The organism is Shewanella sp. SM101, assembly GCF_025654465.1.
In the GTDB taxonomy this organism is placed as follows: domain Bacteria; phylum Pseudomonadota; class Gammaproteobacteria; order Enterobacterales; family Shewanellaceae; genus Shewanella; species Shewanella oncorhynchi.
The window spans coordinates 24,067-43,485 of sequence record NZ_JAKKRH010000002.1; the positions used below are offsets into that span (position 1 = coordinate 24,067).

Consider the following 19,419-nt stretch of genomic DNA (forward strand, 5'->3'; position numbering starts at 1 on the left):
TAGTCATTCAAAAGTTTTACATTCCATTGACAACTCTTTATCTTAAGTACTGGTAATTCTTACCCTAAGTGCTATTTTTAATGCTGTATAGAAAGTATAAAAATAAAGTAGATCAAAATAATTACGCTATTGTCGTTCTCTTGGGAGTTTACTAGATGAAGCATTTGTCCATCAGTACTAAGTTGTTGTGGATTACATCAGCATTATTTTTATCGATAGTGGCTATTTTATCTATCAGTTTATGGTGGACACTGTCGGCTCAAAACGCGCAATTATCGGATCAAGTTCAAAATACCCTACAAACTGAAACGCGGGATAAACTCGAAGCCCGCGCCGGTGAATATGGTGAAATGGTCGCTGGATTTATTAACGAAGCCTATCGTATTCCTTACTCTTTTGCCGGTATGGTGGAGAGTACAGCAGAAGAACTTCCCTTAAAGCGTGATCGTTTAGAACTCACTGTGGCGGCTGTGCTTAAGAAAAATGCGCAAGTTTCCTCCATGTATGCCCAGTTTGAACCTAATGGTTATGATGGGCTCGATACTGAGTTTCTGAATATTAATTCCAGCCACAGTGTCACGACATCGGGTGTGCTAGAGGTTTACTATACCCGTGATGACAATGGCACTGTTGCACATCAACAGGTTGAAGATTCAGCAGAAAAATACCTTACTAGCCTAAATGAATTTGGGATCCGTGATGCAGAATGGTATTTATGCGGTAAAGAAACCCTAAAGCCCTGTCTAATGGAGCCGTATTTATACGAAATCACTCCCGGTAACAAAGCATTAATGACCTCGCTAACTGTGCCTGTGCTTAAGCGTAAACAGTTTATCGGTGTGGTCGGTGTTGATTTAAACTTACCAGTCTTTCAAACTCTTATCGATAAGTTATCTAAGAGCCTCTACGATGGGCAAGCGAAAGTAACTTTATTGAGTACCCGAGGTTTAGTGGTTGCAGCAAGTCATTACAGCAAAAAGGCTCGTCCTTTAGCTGAGTCAATAAATCCAGCTATAGCCTCACAAATCATCTCGTTACACAAGAACTCGGGTTACATGGTTAACGATGATGAAATTATTGTTGCCTACCCAATTAAGATCCCTTTAGCGAATGCCGAGTGGTCCTTAGTGATCCAAGTGCCGACTGCGCAGGCGTACAAGAGTTCGATTGTGTTAAATAATGACATGGATGAAATGGCAACTTCCTTGGGAAGTTTGTTGCTCATGGTCGGTGTTGTCGTGTCGATTGCTGCTGTGATTACGATTAGCCTAGTGATCCGTAGCATTATTTCACCCTTAAAGATGATCCAAGGCCGTGTAGAACACTTGGCAAGCGCTGATGGCGATTTAACGCAATCGATAGAAGTGGACTCCCATGCAGAGTTGATTGCGTTAGCAAAAGGTTTCAACTCCTTTATTTATAAACTGAAAAACTTGATTGCCGAACTTAAAACCCTCGCGAGTCGTTCTCAGGAAGAAAGCCAAGCTTCAGCGAAAATTGCCCAGCTCACGCGTGATAGTGTCAATCGTCAATATGGTGAAATTGAGAGTGTGGTAACGGCCGTAAACCAAATGAGTGCCACCGCACTTGAGGTTGCTAAGGCGTCTGAGCAAACCGCTGCAGAAACAGAAGCTATGTCACGCAACATTCGTCACAGTGAAGAAAGTCTGACTAAGGCGATGGGCTTTGTGGCGACTATGTCTAAAGAGTCAATGGAAGCTAAGCTGGCCGTGAGTAAAGTCGCAGACAGCAGTATGAATATTAGTCGTATTCTTGAGGTGATCAGCTCCATTGCCGCACAAACAAACCTGCTGGCATTAAATGCGGCGATTGAGGCGGCGAGAGCGGGTGAACAAGGACGGGGTTTTGCCGTGGTGGCTGACGAAGTCCGTGCGCTGGCATCTAAGACTCAAAGCTCGACGAATGATATTAGTACTCTTATCGATGCACTGCAAAAAGAAGTTCAAAGTGCTTCTGGCATCATAGATAAAGGCGCTGAACGGGCACAAATGGCCGTATCTCAAACTGAGCAAGCGCTGAACTCATTGAACTCTATGGTGAGTCAGATTGAAGAAATTTCGGGCCAAGTGACCCATATCGCGGCAGCGGCAGAAGAGCAGAGCGCGGTGACTGAAGAGGTTAATCGCAATATTACAGGCATTTCTGATTCGGCTTCTGAACTTGCACGTCTTGCGGGTGAAGCACAGCAAAGCAGTGTAGTTTTAGCAAACTTAGTGAAGCAGCAACATGAGCAGTTAGGCAAGTTAAAAACCTAGCACCAGAGGTTTGTTGAATTAGTTCATTGATTTTAAATAGGCTCTTTGATTGTGTTGCTGCTTAACACTTATCAAAGAGCCTATTTTTATGGATATTTAAATAGCATCGAATAGGCTAAAAATTTAAAACAGTTCAGCGAGGGGAATGTGTAAATACATGGATATTGTGTGATAACTAGCGGAGATCAGTTTTTAGATACAAAAAAGCCCATTGGATCAATGGGCTTTTTCGTTGAATCGGGTGGTGGCCCCTCACGGACTTGAACCGTGGACCTAACGATTATGAGTCGTGTGCTCTAACCAACTGAGCTAAGGGGCCGACTTAAGGTAATCGTCATTACCTGAAGCGGGAGGAAGTATACTAAGCTTACTTACGCTTGTCACCCGTGTTTTGGCTGGAAATTCACGCAACTGATTCAATTGGTTATCTGTTAATCAACTTAAATGCAATCGTCGCCTGAATTTAAGGCTTCGATGCTGTGCTTGTGCATAAATTGAGGTGATAAAGACAATAAAAAGCCCTGCATGGGCAGGGCTTTAATCCATCTTAGATGACTTTAGGCTTGTAACAGCCTATTCATCTAGGAACGATTTTAAGATTTCTGAGCGTGAAGGGTGACGCAGTTTGCGCAGTGCCTTAGCTTCAATTTGACGAATACGTTCACGGGTCACGTCGAACTGTTTACCCACTTCTTCAAGAGTGTGGTCAGTGTTCATATCGATACCAAAACGCATACGCAGCACTTTCGCTTCACGGGCGGTTAAACCTGCTAACACTTCGTGGGTGGCGTTTTTCAAGCTTTCGCTGGTCGCTGAATCCAGTGGTAATTCGAGGGTAGTATCCTCGATAAAATCACCTAAATGCGAATCTTCATCGTCACCGATTGGGGTTTCCATGGAGATAGGTTCTTTAGCTATTTTCAGTACCTTACGGATCTTATCTTCCGGCATCATCATACGCTCAGCCAGTTCTTCAGGTGAAGGCTCGCGGCCCATTTCCTGTAGCATTTGGCGAGAGATACGGTTCAGCTTGTTGATCGTTTCGATCATGTGTACTGGAATTCGAATCGTACGCGCTTGGTCGGCGATAGAACGGGTAATCGCCTGACGGATCCACCAAGTTGCATAGGTCGAAAATTTGTAACCACGACGGTATTCGAATTTATCTACAGCTTTCATTAAGCCAATGTTACCTTCTTGGATTAAGTCCAAGAATTGCAGACCACGGTTGGTGTATTTCTTCGCGATAGAAATTACCAGACGTAAGTTCGCTTCAACCATTTCTTTCTTCGCACGGCGTGCTTTGGCTTCACCGATTGACATACGACGGTTGATGTCTTTTATGGCAGAAATCGCTAAGCCGGTTTCTTCTTCAACTGCTGCAAGCTTGGTACGACAACGAATGACGTCATCTTCAACCATTCTTAGGCCTTCGGCATAAGGTTTCGTTGAGGCTTTCTCAGTGTTGAACCAATCAAGGTTGGTTTCGTTGCCAGTGAAGAATTTGACGAAGTTTTTCTTCGGCATTTTGGCTTGTTCAACGCACAGTTTTAATACTAAACGTTCTTGAACACGCACGCGGTCCATCATAGTGCGCATGCTTTTGACTAAACGGTCAAACTGCTTAGGCACTAAGCGGAATTCTTTGAAAATTTCGCCGATTTCGAAGAGGGCTTTTACCGATTCAGGGTGTTCACGGCCCTTAGCTTCGATAATTTTCAGTGCGCTTTCGTAAGCGGCTCTGAGTTGACCGAATCTTTCACGAGCTTCTTCAGGATCAGGCCCTTTGTTGCCTTCTTCTTCATCTTCGCTGTCATCGTCATCCTCTTCGTCATCTTCATCGTCCAGCTCTTCTTCAGATAATTCTGAGCCGATGTGAGTGGCGGTCGGGGCGACATCATCTTCGTCCGGGTTTACAAATCCAGAGATAATATCAGATAAGCGCAGTTCGTCAGCTTCAAATTGGTCGAATTGCTCAAGGATCATAGCGATCGCTTGTGGGTATTCGGCGACTGAACTTTGAACTGTGTTGATGCCTTCTTCGATGCGTTTGGCGATAACAATTTCGCCTTCGCGGGTCAGAAGCTCAACGGTACCCATTTCACGCATGTACATGCGTACGGGATCGGTTGTGCGGCCAAGTTCGCTTTCTACTGTTGCCAGTGCTGCGGCGGCTTCTTCTGCTGCATCTTCGTCTGTGTTGTCTTCCGACATCATCATGTCATCGGCATCGGGGGCTTCTTCGAACACCCGGATACCCATGTCATTTATCATCTGGATAATATCTTCGATCTGGTCAGAATCGACCATGTCTGCAGGTAAGTGATCGTTCACTTCTGCATAGGTTAAGTAACCTTGCTCTTTACCTTTGGCAAGCAACAGCTTAAGTTGCGACTGCGGAGTATGATCCATAGATATCATCCAAGTTGGGAAACTGTTACAACGACGGACACTTAGCATAAGCCAAGTGCCGCGCAAATCGTCAATTATAGCCGTGTGCACATATCTGTGCTAGTCACTGGGGTAGCGAATGAGGACATTTTTGCCTCAGTTTAACCCTTTCATGACTGAGATCAGCTTCGAGAGCTGCATCTTCTCTTCTTTTGTATGAGTCTGCTTTAGACTCAATTCCTGATATCGTTGTTCAATATATTGATTGTTCAACCAAACCAGGGTTTGTTTAAACTTTTCGAGCAAGTTTTCATCCGCCACTTGATGGTCCCATTGGGCCAATTTATGGAGAGTGCCGCTGTAGGGGTGCTCTCGGAATTGTTCAAGTAGTTGTGCGCTGTTTAACGTTTGCTCTCGAGTCATCTCCAATAACAGTGGCAGCAATTCTATGCCTGGCATCTGCAAGTGGGCGAGTGCGGGTTGTGGGGGTAAACCCATACCCAGTTTAGGATGTTGTACTAACAGTGCGATGGCGAGTCGCAATGGTGTACCGCGTCCTTTTAATCCTTTACTTGCCATTGGTTTAGCTTGTTTCACGCTAAAGCCTAGCTTCTTTTTCATATCTTCTGAGCTGTTCATTCCTAACTTGTGAGCTAAGTTCTCAAGCAGTAAATTTTGCAGCACAGTGTCTTGAATTTTTTCAATTAAGATAAAAGCTTGTTTCGCTAAGTTGCCTTTATCTGTACCGTATTTTGTCGCTAACGTGTCAAATAGAAACTCGGGTAGTGCAATGGCAGAGTCCATTAAGGTTTCAAATGCATCTTTACCAATTTTACGAACCATAGAATCAGGATCTTCGGCCTGAGGCAGGAACATAAATCGCACTTGATCGCCCGGCTTTAATAATGGCAATGCCGTTTCTAAGGCGCGCCATGCCGCTTCAGTACCTGCTCTGTCGCCGTCGTAACAGCAAATCACTTCTTTAGCGCTGCGCAGCAAAAGCTGAAATTGCTCTGCTGTGGTCGAGGTGCCTAATGATGCGACAGCATAGTCGACGCCAAATTGCGCCAATGCCACCACATCCATATAGCCTTCAACGATCAGTACTTTGTCTGGATCGCGATAGCGCTGCTTTAGTTCATAGAGACCATAAAGCTCATTGCCCTTATGAAATATGGGCGTTTCTGGAGAATTCAAGTATTTGGGTGTGCCATCACCTAAAACTCTGCCACCAAAACCAATGACTCGTCCGCGCCTGTCGCGGATAGGAAACATGAGGCGGTCACGAAATCTGTCGTAACGTTTCCCACTGTCGTTGCTAATTAACATACCCGCAGTCAGTAACTTATCCTGCGCATCTTGATTCTGACGATAGCGGCCCAATAAGCCATCCCAACCGTCTGGCGCAAAGCCAATACCAAAATGTTCTACTACATCATCGGATAAACCGCGATAGGCAAGATAATCGATAACTTTTTGTTTATCTTGGTGTTGTCTAAGTTGGTTTTGAAAGTAAAGGCTCGCTTCTTCCATGAGTTGATATAAGTCACGACTTAAACCGTCATCATGTCGCTTGCCTGTGCCTTGTTCTCTGGGAACCTCTAATCCAAGCTGGCCCGCCAAATCTTCAATGGCATCAATAAAATCGAGTCGGTCATACTCCATCACAAAATCGATGGCGTTGCCGTGAGCACCGCAGCCAAAGCAATGATAGAACTGTTTATCACGGCTGACGGTAAACGAAGGTGATTTTTCGCTATGAAAAGGACAACAGGCCGAGTAGTTCTTACCCGCCTTTTTCAAGGGCACTTTACGATCGATAAGTTCGACTATGTCAGTGCGAGCGATTAGCTCATTGATAAAATCACGAGGTATTGCCATTGAGTGCTTAAAATCCCGCCTTGCGCGAATTTAAACAAACAAGCCGCGCATAGGCACGGCTTGTTCATACAGTGAAACGCTAATTATTGCAATTTAGCACGGATCATAGCGCCGATAGCGCCCATGTCTGCACGTCCTTGCACTTTAGATTTCAATGCTCCCATTACTTTGCCCATATCCGCCATGGCGGATGCACCTACTTCTAAAATAGTTGCATCGATGAGCGCCGCGATTTCCGCCTCTGTAAGAGGGGTAGGCAGGAAAGCTTCAATAACTTGAATCTCTGCTGCTTCCACGTCGGCCAACTCGTTACGACCCGCTGCTTCAAATTGAGCAATCGAGTCACGACGTTGTTTCACCATTTTGGTTAAGACCGCTATAACCTGTTCATCAGTCAGAGATTCGCGGGTATCCACTTCAATCTGCTTGATGGCGGCTAATGCCATACGAATAGTGCTCAAGCGCGCCTTCTCTTTGGCGATCATGGCCTGTTTCATATGGTCTTTTAGCTGATCAATTAGGCTCATATGAGATTAATATAAACGTACGCGACGTGCGTTTTCGCGAGAAAGCTTCTTAGCTAAACGTTTAACTGCAGCAGCTTTTGCGCGCTTACGTGCAGTAGTTGGCTTCTCGTAGAATTCACGAGCACGCACGTCGGCTAAAATACCAGCTTTTTCACAAGAGCGCTTGAAACGACGCAGAGCTACGTCGAATGGTTCGTTTTCACGTACTTTAATAATTGGCATACGCCATCACCCCTTAGGTGTAGGTTGTTCTGGTTCAATTGCTCGAACCAAGTCTATTTAAAATGGTGCGGAATTTTATACCGAGACACCTAGGCTTGTAAAGCCCTAAAACTGAGCTCAGTCCTATAGTGGACTCAATATGGCCTGCGCGACTGGAGTAATCGAGCGCTTGCAGGTAGAATTGGCGTCCTTTAGTTAGCAATTGATGAGACACCATGCGGGTTTTAGGTATTGAAACATCCTGTGACGAGACAGGTATCGCCGTCTATGACGATGAACTGGGCTTATTATCTCATACTTTATACAGTCAGGTTAAGCTGCATGCTGACTATGGTGGTGTGGTGCCTGAGTTGGCGTCACGTGACCATGTGCGCAAAATTGTGCCGCTTATTCGTCAAGCGCTGAAAGATGCAAATACTGAAATTGCCGAGCTTGATGGGATTGCCTATACCAAGGGCCCAGGTTTGATTGGCGCCTTACTCGTCGGCGCCTGTGTGGGGCGGTCACTGGCGTTTGCTTGGGACATGCCTGCAATCGGTGTTCACCATATGGAAGGGCACCTTCTCGCGCCTATGCTTGAAGATGACGCGCCCGAGTTCCCATTTGTGGCCTTATTGGTCTCTGGTGGCCATTCTATGTTGGTTAAAGTCGATGGAATTGGCCGCTATGAAGTATTAGGCGAGTCTGTTGATGATGCTGCGGGTGAAGCGTTTGATAAAACAGCTAAGTTAATGGGGCTGGATTATCCCGGCGGTCCGCGTTTAGCAAAGCTTGCTGCTAAAGGTTTACCTGCAGGGTATAAGTTTCCGCGGCCTATGACCGATAGACCTGGACTCGATTTTAGCTTTTCGGGTCTAAAAACTTTTACCGCTAATACCATTGCTGCCGAACCTGACGATGAACAGACTCGTGCCAATATTGCTCGTGCTTTTGAAGAAGCTGTGGTTGATACGCTAGCGATTAAATGTCGCCGTGCACTGAAGCAAACAGGCTATAACCGCTTAGTGATCGCCGGTGGCGTGAGTGCGAATACGCGCTTAAGAGAAACCTTGGCTGAAATGATGAGCTCGCTTGGTGGACAAGTATTTTATCCCCGTGGTGAGTTTTGTACCGATAACGGCGCCATGATTGCCTTTGCAGGATTGCAGCGTTTAAAGGCGGGGCAGCACGAAGATTTGGCGGTAAAAGGTCAGCCAAGATGGCCGTTAGATACCTTGCCACCTGTGGCATAAAACGCCTTTGATGTTGATAGGTTATGTTGAGACAAAAAAACTGCGCTTATAGCGCAGTTTTTTATTGGGATAATGTTGTCACATTAAGATTTTTTAGGCGTTTTTTTACGTGAAACTTTGGACTCTTCACCTTTAAGTAACCGTTGGATATTGTCTTTATGACGAATAATGATAAGCGTCGATAGCATGGCAACGGGAATGGTAAATCTGTCGTCTAACAACCAAGTATAAAGTGGTGCAAGTAAGGCCGTCAGAATGGCTGCAAGGGACGAGTAGCGGCTAATTAAGAGTAGAACAATCCAAGATGCCATTAAGCAAATGGCTAAATCATCGCCAATGGGAGCCATAGCACCAAAAGCTGTTGCGACACCTTTTCCCCCCTTAAATCCAAAAAATACGGGATAAATATGCCCAAGGCAGGCGGCGATAGCGATAAGTCCGAGTGAGACTGCATCTATGCCCATCAGATAGGCTAAATAAGATGGCAGGGCGCCTTTGAGCATGTCGAAAAACAACACCATGGCAGCCGAACTCGCGCCGCCAATTCGCAGTACATTGGTAGCTCCCGGATTACCTGAACCCTGTAATCTTGGATCGGGTAAACCCCTCATTCTACAAACCAGCACAGCACTCGAGATTGAACCTGCCAAATAGGCGGCCAAAATCATCAAAAGTGTCAGTGTTAATGGACTCACATTGGTTTCCTTACGCGTCTTAAGGTATTATCGCGCAACAATTTAAAAAGCTGACTCAGTTGTCAATCCCGCTATAGGTTTGTGGAATAACTCGCCCATTTGAGGTTGAGATATTTTCTGAATGAGCAAATCCTTTTAGGGCGTTATCCTACTGTGGATTGGCTCGAGTAGAAAGCAAATTAATTATCTGTCAGAAGATTGCGGATTATACAGCTAGGATCGCTTTTAGCTTATCAGACCTCATAGTAGTAAGTTAGTTGGAGAAAGCATGGATAAAGTACTTATACGGCAATTACGCGTCGATACTGTGATTGGTGTCTATGAGTGGGAAAAGACAATCCATCAGAGCCTTTTGCTAGATTTAGATATGGCGTGGGATAACAAACCAGCCGCCGCGACAGACGATTATCAATATGCGCTTTGCTATGAGACAGTTTCCAATCGATTAACAGAACTTATTACTGAGTATCCAATCGAGTTAATCGAAACGGTTGCCGAGCGCGTAGCGGATTGCTTACTTCAAGAATTTAACGTGACTTGGGTGAAAGTTGTCGTGATGAAGCCGGGGGCAGTCGCTACTGCCGCATCGGTTGGCGTTGAGATAGAGCGTTCACGTTAGATAAGAGTTTGATCAACTCTACTGTTGATTAAGAAATCATGTTTATCTTCAGATAAATCGGACATTACATGGCACGTATTTATATCAGTCTAGGTAGCAATATAGAGCCTGAACAGCATCTGCAAGCGGGATTAATATCGCTGCGAGCGTGTTTTGGGCCGCTGCGCCTCTCTTCTATGTATGAAAGTGAAGCGGTAGGTTTTAGTGGCACTAACTTTTTGAATATGGTTGCTAGTGCTGAAACTGACCTTAATATTGCTGCGGTAGTTGCGCAGTTTAAGCAAATCGAGCAGAATCACGGCCGGCTTGTCGGGGCGAAGAAATTTAGCCCAAGAACTTTAGATTTAGACCTGCTGCTTTATGACCATGTGGTATGTGAAACGCCCGTTACGCTCCCCCGTGCAGAGATAGTTAATAATGCCTTTGTGTTATGGCCATTAGCCGAGTTAGCGCCGGAATTGATTCATCCGTTGGTTGATAAAAGCTATGCCAGTTTGTGGCAAGAGTATGATAAAGAGTCACAGCGACTTTGGCCTGTGATGTTTGAATGGCCCCAAGGGCTGACGTTTTAATTTATTGATAGGATTGTCATGGATACGTTTCAGGTCATTATTTTAGCGCTTATTCAAGGGCTAACTGAGTTTTTGCCTATTTCTAGTTCAGCCCACTTAATTCTGCCTGCTCAGCTTTTAGGCTGGGAAGATCAAGGTTTGTCATTCGACGTGGCGGTGAATACGGGGTCGTTATTTGCTGTGGTGATTTATTTTAGACACGAGTTATGGACTATGTTTAATGCTTGGGTTGCAAGCATTTTTAAAGGTCAGCAATCCGAAGACAGCAAGCTGGCATGGTGGATTATTCTGGCGACGTTACCCGCTGTATTTTTTGGTTTTATGGCTAAGGATTTTATTGCAACTCACCTACGTAATACAGAGGTTATCGCGGTCACGACAGTCGTTTTTGGTTTATTATTGTGGTGGGCTGATAAGATGTCGCGCCGCGATTTAACAATCTATCAGACTGGATGGCGCAAAGCCTTGTTAATTGGTTTCGCCCAGGCGCTTGCTTTAATCCCTGGAACTTCACGTTCTGGTGCCACTATGACCGCGGCGCTAATGCTAGGTTTGAGTCGAGATGCTGCGGCTCGCTTTTCATTCTTAATGTCAGTGCCTGTGAGCTTAGGCGCGGCAATTTTAGTGGGTAAAGATTTGGCGGAAAGCGCGCTGCCAATTGATTATCAAGCATTGATCTTAGGCACTTTGATTTCCTTTGTTGCAGCTTATGCATGTATTCATTATTTCTTGAAAATCATCAGCCGCATGGGAATGACCCCGTTTGTTATTTACCGTTTAGCACTGGGTGCTGTGCTGTGTGGATTTATTTTTTTGTAGTCATTCCAGTTTAGTCATCATAGTGAAATTATGAATAATAGAATCGGGTCAAGTACCCGATTTTTGTTTTTGGAGCTTCCTCATTTTTCTGAAGCTTAACTTATTTTTGGAGCTTTATATGGGTCTCGAATATCAGTGTCCAACCTGCGGACTTGCGTTAAAACAACACAAAGCCTCCCAAGGTTTTTATTGTGCAAATAAGCATCATTTTGATCGAAATGAGCAAGGTTATTGGGTTTTCACTAAACCACAACGCCAAAAGCCGACAGGGGATTCGCGCGAGCAAGTTAGGGCTAAGCGTTTTCTTCTCGAATCAGGCATCTTTTCGCCTTTAATCGATAAACTGGCTGAGTTAATCACGGGCTTTATCAAGCCTGACGCTTGTTTATTGGATTATGAATGCGCAGAGGGCTTCTATTTGCGTGCTTTAGCTTCCAAGTTGGCAGAGGTCGAAAATCCGCGAAACGTCCAGTACGTGGGTGTAGCGGACGCAGAAAATGCTATTTTTGCTGCAGCAAAAGCGCAGACTCCTGGGATCTTGTGTTTAAGCTCTTCTAAAAAATTACCCTTTGCCGATAATTGTGTGGATTTTATTACTGTTATTGATAGGCCGTTAAAGGGAAAAGAGTCTGTCAGGGTATTGAAAGACGATGGGACCATGTTACTGGTTATGCCTGGGCCACGACATCTATGGCAACTCAGAGAATATATTTATTCCGACTTGGCTGAAAAACCTTTCCAAGTGAATTTACCTTCAGCATTATTGGTAAAAGAAACTCAGTCACTGCGCTTCACCTTATCTGTTACCGGTGAGCAGGCATTAACGTTATTGGATATGGCACCCTATGCGTGGCGTGCAACTGACAAGATGAAACACGATATTCAAGCTAATCATTTTGAGTCGCTAGAAATTGACTATGTATTAGTCTTAGCACATAAACGCGTGAGTGAATCGCTATAGGTTAAAACTTGCAGTCGATGCGGTTAATTTTAAGACAATTCATAGGCTTAGTTAGATGGTTTTTTGATGTTTTAAACGGCTATATTACTCAAGTCTATGATTCTGTTTGACGTTTTTATGTTATTTTTATGTTGGATAGGCTGAAGGTGTTATTGTTTTTAACTTTAGGCCTATTTGTTCAGTTACAAATACAACCTTCTTATTGCCTTTGTTTCCCCATATAGCCTCGATTTTTTATCTATAGCTGTGATTTAAATTAATAGCCTTCATTTCCCATAAATACATTTTTTATGATAAATGAGGCTGATTGTTAGGGATGCTTAAAAACGTAAACGAGAAGTTTAGATTAATAACGCGACTTTATTTAAAAGAGGGATAGCACTCGTTTATAAAGAAGTATGCCAAGGCTAACTTTTAGGGGGGAGGTAGGCGAATCGCCTTTAACATGCCTTTGGAAGTTTAAAATTTGTATTGCCACATTCGCTATTCTTTGCATGGCCATCTTGAATTGCAGGCATAAAAAAAGGCTTAGATTGATGTGCTTATCGCTTTCATCTTTCTTAAGCCTTTTGTCTTAACTTACTAAATAGTAAGCTAAATTACCTTTCATTACTTCTTGTAACGAGAAGCAACGTTGTCTAAACGGTCGTTTGCGCGTTTAGCTTCTGCTTGTGCGTCCATAGATGCTGCTTTTGCATCTTTAACGTCTGCAGACAGTTTGCTTTGCTCTGATTTCAGAGAACCAACATCAGCTGACAATTGATCAACTTTGTTGCCCAGAGTTGCAACGCTTTCTTCCAGAGCAGTAGTGTTCGCGCAACCACCTAGTAGGGCAGTCATTGCTAAACCAGCAATCATCAGTACTTTTTTGTTCATTGTAAAAAATCCCTTAAAATAGGTTGGATTTGAATGTTTCGTTACTTTGTAAGCGAAACTGCCTAATTATGACATAGCTATTTTAATTTGCTACGAATATTAATGTGTTTAACCACTATAGGCATATAAATTTTTTTTAAAAGCTTTTTTTCTATGTGATATCGACATTTCTAATCGTAAAAAGGGGCATTATTCACCATGCAGTGATGCACGACTTACAAATCCTTTACAATTTACTGGTTATCCATCGGCAGTTTTGTTTGCATTTTTTGTTTAAACTGACTGACCGCTTCAATCCGATGTAAATTTAAGGCTTGTTTTATCTCTGCGCCTTGGAAACCAGTGGCAATGATGGCGGCAATATCGACATTATTGGCGACAGTGAAGCACTGAGTTAAATACTCTCCCTGAGGATATGGGATGTTTTCAAATCCTGTGCGGCCACGCATATCTGCGGTGCAAGCTAATATAAGTTGCGTTAAGCGCTCTGGTTTACGCCAAAAGTCAGCTTTATCGAATATTTTAACGATAGTTTCGGCTCTGAGCTCGAATGCCTGATGGACGTTCTGATGTTGGTCGCTGACGAGCAACGCCAGATCGCGGGCCTCATTCGGTACTCGTAAACGTGTACAGAGGGCTTTTATGAGTGGCAAGCCTTTTTGGCCGTGGCCGTGATGCTTTGGTAAATGCTCTTTTGGACTCAGTGCCTTACCTAAATCATGCACTAGGGCGGCAAACCGAACGCTTTTATCCTCAGTCAGCAGTGCGGCTTGAGCAAGCACCATTAAGGTATGCACGCCAGTATCTATTTCAGGATGCCATTTTTCAGGTTGAGGTATGCCAAATAAGGCGTGAATTTCAGGGAACAGGACTTCGAGTGCTCCACATTGGTGCAGTACCTCAAAAAAGACCTCTGGGTGAGGTCCGCCTAAACTTTTATCAACTTCTTGCCAAACTCGCTCCGCCGTTAAAGCGCTAAGCTCATCGCTTGCGCTAATTTGACGCATCAGGGCCAGGGTTTCTGCGGCAATTTGGAATCCTAAGGGATAAAACCTTGCGGCAAAGCGGGCGACGCGTAACACTCGCAGTGGATCTTCAACGAAAGCATCCGACACATGGCGCAATAGGCGCGCGTTAATATCCTCAATGCCATTAAAAGGATCGTATAAGTTGCCCTTTTCATCTTGGGCGATAGCATTGATGGTCAGATCTCGGCGCAACAAGTCTTGCTCTAAAGTCACATCGGGACTGGCATGGCAGCTAAAACCACCATAACCCAGTCCAATTTTTCGTTCTGTTCGGGCTAACGCATATTCTTGTTGGTTTTTAGGATGCAGAAATACTGGGAAATCTTTACCGACTTGGCGGTATCCCAGTTGCAACATTTGTTCTGGAGTCGCACCAACGACGAGGTAATCTTTGTCCTTGATAGGGAGATTGAGCAGGCTGTCACGCACAGCACCGCCGACGAGATATATTTTCACAGGCAAGATTCGGCTAATGTGTCATAAACATAGCTTATCATGCCCATTAAGGTGATAGATAAAGTCGTCGCGAGATATTTGCGCACTTATGTGTCACATTGATGTTGCGGATATTTTGACAATAACATTGGGACGCTTTAACGTGGGGCGTTATTTTTAAATTAGGATGATTGGTGGTATGTACAAGGCCTTTTACGGACTCAGCGATAACCCTTTTTCGATTGCACCCAATCCCCATTATTTGTTTTTGAGTGATAGGCACAGAGAGGCGTTGGCCCATTTAACCTACGGGTTAGGGGAAACGGGCGGCTTTGTGTTGCTAACAGGGGAAGTTGGCACGGGTAAAACGACAGTATCTCGATGTTTACTTGGGCAATTGCCCGATAATACCGACACCGCATTTATCCTTAATCCGTCGCTAACAGAGCTCGAGTTACTCGCCACGCTTTGCGATGAACTTAAGATTTCCTACGGCGACAATCCCACACTCAAGCAGTTGACCGACCACTTGAGTCGTTTTTTATTGGACAATCACAGCAAAGGTCGTAATACCGTGCTCATCATTGATGAAGCGCAGCATTTACGCCCTGAAGTGCTGGAGCAACTGCGCCTTTTGACCAATCTTGAGACGGACACTAAGAAGTTACTGCAGGTCATTTTAATCGGTCAGCCAGAATTACAGCTGTTATTGAAGCGCCAAGAGCTGCGCCAGTTAGCCCAGCGGATCACCGCTCGTTACCATTTACTACCATTAAATGAAGATGAAATCGCGCTTTATGTATTGCATCGCTTGCAAGTCGCGGGACGATTTGAACCTTTGTTTACCCGCAAAGCCGTTAAGGTGTTGCAAAAGTACAGTGGCGGCATCCCTCGATTAATTAACCTCTTATGTGAACGCTCGCTGATGGCGGGCTATGCGCAATCGCGGGTGCCCATCGATCATCATATGGTGAGACAAGCTGCGGCTGAAGTATTAGGTGAAGAGGAGCCGACTCAGAATAGGTATCTTTGGCCGACAGCGACCGCTGCGACGTTATTTGTAGCTTTTGGTGTTTCCTATTGGCTATTTACCGACAAGCCTGTCAATGCCGTGTCAGCGTCTAGTATGGTCCTTGAGTCTGCGTCAGCAAATGTTGCTGCATCAAACACTCAAGCTTTGAGCGCGACCGAAGGAATGAGCAAGTTAGTACAACCCGTTGATCAGCAAAGCAGTAAGGGGTCAATTCCAGATCCCAATCAGCGCTTACTTAATGATGCGATTAATCAGAGTCGCAATATTGATACTGCTTTTGCAGGTTTGTTTAGCGTGTGGGGCAAAGTACCGTATAAAGGTTTAACCGCCTGCCAATCTGCGGTTGAGCAAGGATTGTCTTGTTATCAGCAGCAGGGTAACTGGATGTCACTGACTCGGCTTAATTATCCGGCTGTCGTGTATTTGGTTGATGACAAGCAACAAGATTTTTATGGTGCAGTGCTTGCGGTAGAGGGGGAACAATTACTGATGCAACTGGGTGAGCAACAACTTTGGGTTGATAGAGCTTGGTTTAATCAACATTTCAGTGGCACCTTCGAAATATTATGGCAAGCACCTAATTTGCCTATGATGGATATCAGTCAAAAATCGAGTCCTGGTCAATTACAGTGGTTAGAGAATGCGTTAGCCCATGTGAATGGTCGTAGCCCCCGTCGGGTTAATCAATTTGATGTGCAATTGGAAAATGATCTTAAAACCTTCCAAAGTCAGCATGGATTAAAAGCCGATGGTATTGCAGGGAATCAAACATTAGTGAGATTAAATTTGTATTTAAGTCAGCAAGGCCCACGGTTAACTGATGATGGGGCGCGCAGCTGATGTCCATTTTACTCGATGCCGTAACCCGCAATAAACAACAGCAACAATCACCGTTACCTGATGCTGTGATGACGCCAAGGGCGAATTATCCACAGCCACGTAAATCGGGTGTGCCGATAGGAAAACTGTCTATATTAGTCGTTGCAGTTGCCGCTGGAATTGGTGTGGCTTGGGGATTAAGCGTTTGGGATAAAACTCGACCTCCCCAAAGTGATACTGTGGCAGTGGCTAACATACTGCCATCAACTTCATCATTGCCAGCTTCGACTGGGATTAAAAATGAGCTTCAGTCTACGGTAGGAGCTGCCTCTGAGCTCCAAGTTGAGCCCAGTGCTGCTTCAGGTGTTCGGCTTGCTGGGAAAGTGGCGCTTCCTCGGACGCAGACTTTACCCGAGCTAACGGTATCGCCGCAATTTCAGGCTGAGACTGTAGTATCAAATGCGCCTCAAATGAATGCTAGCGCGAATATAACGACCAATTCTGTTGGCATGCCAGCTCAAAGTGATAGCAATTCGGGTTTTAGTGATTCAAGCTACGCAGATTATATGTCGACGTCAGCCCAAGTCGATGCGGCAAGTCAGGAAGCGGTTGTGCCAGCAGAGACGCAAGCACAGCAGCCTATGATGTTAGGTGCTAATGCCAATGAGTCGGGTCTAGCGAGTCTTGAAGCCCTGCGTCAACAAGTCAGTGCCGCGGCGGAAGATGTCGGTTTAGAGACCAATAAAAGTCGCGATGAAGATAAGTTAGTGGCTTCCTTTCAAAATGCATTAAAGGATGTGGAATATGTTAATGCTGCAGAGACGAATGTCACTGAAGCTAAATTAGATCCTATTCCTAAAACTGCTGCGGATGAAATTCCGAAATACGGCCAATTACCTGCAGGTCTGCAATTACAAGTGCCTGAATTTAATATCGTTGCTCATGTTTATTCCAGCGACCCCGCTCAGAGATGGCTGAATGTAGACGGTGCCGAGTTACAAGAAGGGGATATGATTGCTGGTAAGCTGAAAATCATCTCTATTCGTCCAAGGGACATAGTATTAGATATTCAAGGAACCCAGTTTAAGGTGCCCGCAATCTAATCAGGTATTACGATAAGTCATGCTAGCGGTTATTTGTGGTAACAATGAATAAGTAGTTGATAAAAAAGGCGCACTAGGCGCCTTTTTTGATCTTAGTGAATCTCAACTTAATCAAACAGTCTGTTGGCTAAGAATAGGGTCAGTGCGTAACCGACGCTGTAGCAGAGGAAAAGTGCAGGAACATATTTCAAGTAACTCACAAAAGTCAGTTCTTTCACTTTACTCATGGCTACAATACCTGATGCTGAACCGATAATCAGCAGTGAACCACCGACTCCGACGCTGTAAGTCAAGCCAAGCCATTCAGGAGTACTCAGCACTGGATTGGCTTTTAACAATGCCGCCGTTAGCGGTACGTTATCAATTAAGGCTGAGCCCATACCCGTGACGAAGTTAGAGATGTTTGGATTAAACTGAGTATAAGCTTCAGTCAACATGTCTAAGGTGCCAATTTCTTTAAGCATACCAACGAGCAGTAAAATACCTAAGAAGAACAACAGGGTGTCGTATTCAACTTGGCGAATATACTCTAGGATCTTGATTTCTTCTTTATCACTGCGCGTGGTATGGCCAATCAGGAACATAATTGATAGACCCGTTAAGAAGGTTAACACTGGCGGGATACCAAACAATATGTTGAGTAGCATGGTCATTAAAATGGTGCAGAAGAAGACGAGGGCAATCAATACATCAACGGTTTGATAAGTATGTTTGATTGGCGTCGTGCTCACAACACCTTCGGCTTTGAGTGAGAACAGGGTTGCCAGTAAAATCACGCTCACGGCCGATGGGATAAATAACATCAGCAGTTCAGACATATGCACATGTCCAGCTAAGAAGATCATCAGTGTCGTCACATCGCCAGTGATCAGGGCTACACCGCCTGAGTTCACCGCGAATATAATCAACACTGCCATTCTACGGCGCATTTGCTTGTCGAGTTTAAAGGTGGTTAATAAACCTAAAGACACTAAAGTCGCGGTGACGTTATCACAAAATGCTGAGAGCACGAGTGCAAATAGGGCGACTTGGATCATTAACATACGCACTGATACTTTCTGCGGAAACAGCTTTTGCACCATGATTTGGATCATACCCTTAGCATTCAAATATGCTACGAAGGTCATGGTCGACATCAGAAAGAGCCAAAGTGTGGCAATCTCGAGCAAATTTTCATTGAGCTGATGGGCAACGATTTTCTCATTAGCCGGTTCCCCTGCAGCCATAAACAGCGCTACCCAAGAGATACAACCAAAGAATAAGGTGGTTTTTGCTTTATTAAGGTGGGTCACTTCTTCGAAAATAATACTGAGCAATGCGAGCACGGCCAGTAAGATGAGAAAGGTATTTAACATAACTGCAATTCCAACTGCTGTTTTGATGTCGTAGGGCGACTTGAGTCAACCTAAAGATTGGCATATCAAGGCTAAATTAAGCTAGCCGTGTTAGCGCGTGCGGATCAGAACATAATGGGCTAGAGAACGCAACTGTTAGCTGTAACTCAATTTAATGCTTCTTTGTGATGTCTATCTCATGCTTTTGGGTTGCGAATTAGTTTTATATATTGGTTATTGTGATTATTTTAGCGTTATTAACTGTATTGTTTGATTTGATTACCGCGTTAAAAGTGAGATCTACGATTAAAGTCTAAGCAGTTAGTTTGCATATTCTTTAATTAATTTTTATTCAGGTCGATATTCCTGAATTGTCATGCCTATGTAGGCAGGCATTTTTAATGCTTGCCTTTTGAATGAGTGCCATTCGGAAGTAGAGTGCTCTTAGCACTCAGTCCTGCAGAATTCTGCGTCTTGAGCTTGTTTGGGTATCAATACTGGATATTGTGTTTTTGAAGTAGAGGAAAATGACATTTGTTATCTGGAGTCTTTTGCTTTTAGGCTCACTCGTTTAGTTAACGTATTGTGGTAAGCAA

At 44.4% G+C, this 19,419-nt stretch carries 16 protein-coding genes and 1 tRNA gene; 8 read left to right on the forward strand and 9 right to left on the reverse strand.

All coding sequences use genetic code 11. The features are described 5' to 3' along the window. Window positions 1-155: 155 nt before the first annotated feature. A complete protein-coding gene (locus L5M38_RS01155; protein ID WP_263165591.1) occupies window positions 156-2,276 on the forward strand; it encodes a methyl-accepting chemotaxis protein in 2,121 nt (706 codons plus the stop codon). Window positions 2,277-2,518: 242 nt separating this feature from the next. Here the strand turns inward: L5M38_RS01155 and L5M38_RS01160 are convergent. The 5 genes from L5M38_RS01160 to rpsU form a co-directional block, all read right to left on the reverse strand. Next, window positions 2,519-2,595, reverse strand: a tRNA-Ile gene (locus tag L5M38_RS01160). A 254-nt stretch (window positions 2,596-2,849) separates the two neighbouring features. After that, entirely contained in the window at window positions 2,850-4,688 is a 1,839-nt protein-coding gene (rpoD, locus tag L5M38_RS01165; RefSeq protein WP_105249892.1) for an RNA polymerase sigma factor RpoD, read from the reverse strand. A 135-nt stretch (window positions 4,689-4,823) separates the two neighbouring features. Next, entirely contained in the window at window positions 4,824-6,548 is a 1,725-nt protein-coding gene (gene dnaG, locus L5M38_RS01170) for a DNA primase (RefSeq protein WP_105249891.1), read from the reverse strand. A gap of 83 nt (window positions 6,549-6,631) precedes the next feature. Beyond that, window positions 6,632-7,075 carry a GatB/YqeY domain-containing protein gene (locus L5M38_RS01175; RefSeq protein WP_263165593.1) on the reverse strand — a complete coding sequence of 148 codons (444 nt, stop codon included), beginning with the start codon at window positions 7,073-7,075 and terminating at the stop codon, window positions 6,632-6,634. Between the two features lie 6 nt (window positions 7,076-7,081). Continuing rightward, window positions 7,082-7,297 carry a 30S ribosomal protein S21 gene (rpsU, locus tag L5M38_RS01180; RefSeq protein ID WP_006080725.1) on the reverse strand — a complete coding sequence of 72 codons (216 nt, stop codon included), beginning with the start codon at window positions 7,295-7,297 and terminating at the stop codon, window positions 7,082-7,084. 215 nt (window positions 7,298-7,512) lie between these two features. Between rpsU and tsaD the strand changes: the two genes are divergently transcribed. Further along, window positions 7,513-8,529: a tRNA (adenosine(37)-N6)-threonylcarbamoyltransferase complex transferase subunit TsaD gene (tsaD, locus tag L5M38_RS01185; protein ID WP_263165596.1), complete on the forward strand. Its 1,017-nt coding sequence runs from the start codon at window positions 7,513-7,515 to the stop codon at window positions 8,527-8,529. Between the two features lie 83 nt (window positions 8,530-8,612). Here tsaD and plsY read toward each other — a convergent pair whose 3' ends face one another. Beyond that, window positions 8,613-9,224, reverse strand: a complete 612-nt coding sequence (gene plsY / locus L5M38_RS01190; protein ID WP_113940690.1) for a glycerol-3-phosphate 1-O-acyltransferase PlsY — start codon at window positions 9,222-9,224, stop codon at window positions 8,613-8,615. Between the two features lie 268 nt (window positions 9,225-9,492). Between plsY and folB the strand changes: the two genes are divergently transcribed. The 4 genes from folB to L5M38_RS01210 all read left to right on the forward strand — a co-directional run bounded on the left by folB (window position 9,493) and on the right by L5M38_RS01210 (window position 12,195). After that, complete coding sequence (folB, locus tag L5M38_RS01195) at window positions 9,493-9,843, forward strand: dihydroneopterin aldolase (RefSeq protein WP_173246184.1); 351 nt, start codon at window positions 9,493-9,495, stop codon at window positions 9,841-9,843. A 68-nt stretch (window positions 9,844-9,911) separates the two neighbouring features. Then, complete coding sequence (folK, locus tag L5M38_RS01200) at window positions 9,912-10,415, forward strand: 2-amino-4-hydroxy-6-hydroxymethyldihydropteridine diphosphokinase (protein ID WP_263178094.1); 504 nt, start codon at window positions 9,912-9,914, stop codon at window positions 10,413-10,415. An 18-nt stretch (window positions 10,416-10,433) separates the two neighbouring features. After that, window positions 10,434-11,234: an undecaprenyl-diphosphate phosphatase gene (locus tag L5M38_RS01205; protein ID WP_173246178.1), complete on the forward strand. Its 801-nt coding sequence runs from the start codon at window positions 10,434-10,436 to the stop codon at window positions 11,232-11,234. 118 nt (window positions 11,235-11,352) lie between these two features. Then, the gene (locus L5M38_RS01210; RefSeq protein WP_212599964.1) at window positions 11,353-12,195 is read left to right on the forward strand and encodes a putative RNA methyltransferase; all 843 of its coding nucleotides are present in this window, start codon (window positions 11,353-11,355) and stop codon (window positions 12,193-12,195) included. 609 nt (window positions 12,196-12,804) lie between these two features. Here the strand turns inward: L5M38_RS01210 and L5M38_RS01215 are convergent. Continuing rightward, window positions 12,805-13,071: an Lpp/OprI family alanine-zipper lipoprotein gene (locus L5M38_RS01215; protein WP_006080732.1), complete on the reverse strand. Its 267-nt coding sequence runs from the start codon at window positions 13,069-13,071 to the stop codon at window positions 12,805-12,807. 233 nt (window positions 13,072-13,304) lie between these two features. Next, window positions 13,305-14,555: a multifunctional CCA addition/repair protein gene (locus L5M38_RS01220; RefSeq protein ID WP_263178095.1), complete on the reverse strand. Its 1,251-nt coding sequence runs from the start codon at window positions 14,553-14,555 to the stop codon at window positions 13,305-13,307. 178 nt (window positions 14,556-14,733) lie between these two features. Between L5M38_RS01220 and L5M38_RS01225 the strand changes: the two genes are divergently transcribed. Continuing rightward, a complete protein-coding gene (locus L5M38_RS01225; RefSeq protein ID WP_263165601.1) occupies window positions 14,734-16,407 on the forward strand; it encodes an ExeA family protein in 1,674 nt (557 codons plus the stop codon). Further along, the gene (locus L5M38_RS01230; RefSeq protein WP_263165602.1) at window positions 16,407-17,489 is read left to right on the forward strand and encodes a general secretion pathway protein GspB; all 1,083 of its coding nucleotides are present in this window, start codon (window positions 16,407-16,409) and stop codon (window positions 17,487-17,489) included. The genes L5M38_RS01225 and L5M38_RS01230 overlap by 1 nt, the downstream gene beginning before the upstream one ends. A gap of 107 nt (window positions 17,490-17,596) precedes the next feature. Here the strand turns inward: L5M38_RS01230 and nhaD are convergent, their stop codons facing one another. Continuing rightward, on the reverse strand, window positions 17,597-18,844 hold the full coding sequence (gene nhaD / locus L5M38_RS01235; protein WP_028760859.1) for a sodium:proton antiporter NhaD: 1,248 nt from the start codon (window positions 18,842-18,844) through the stop codon (window positions 17,597-17,599). Window positions 18,845-19,419 lie beyond the last annotated feature (575 nt).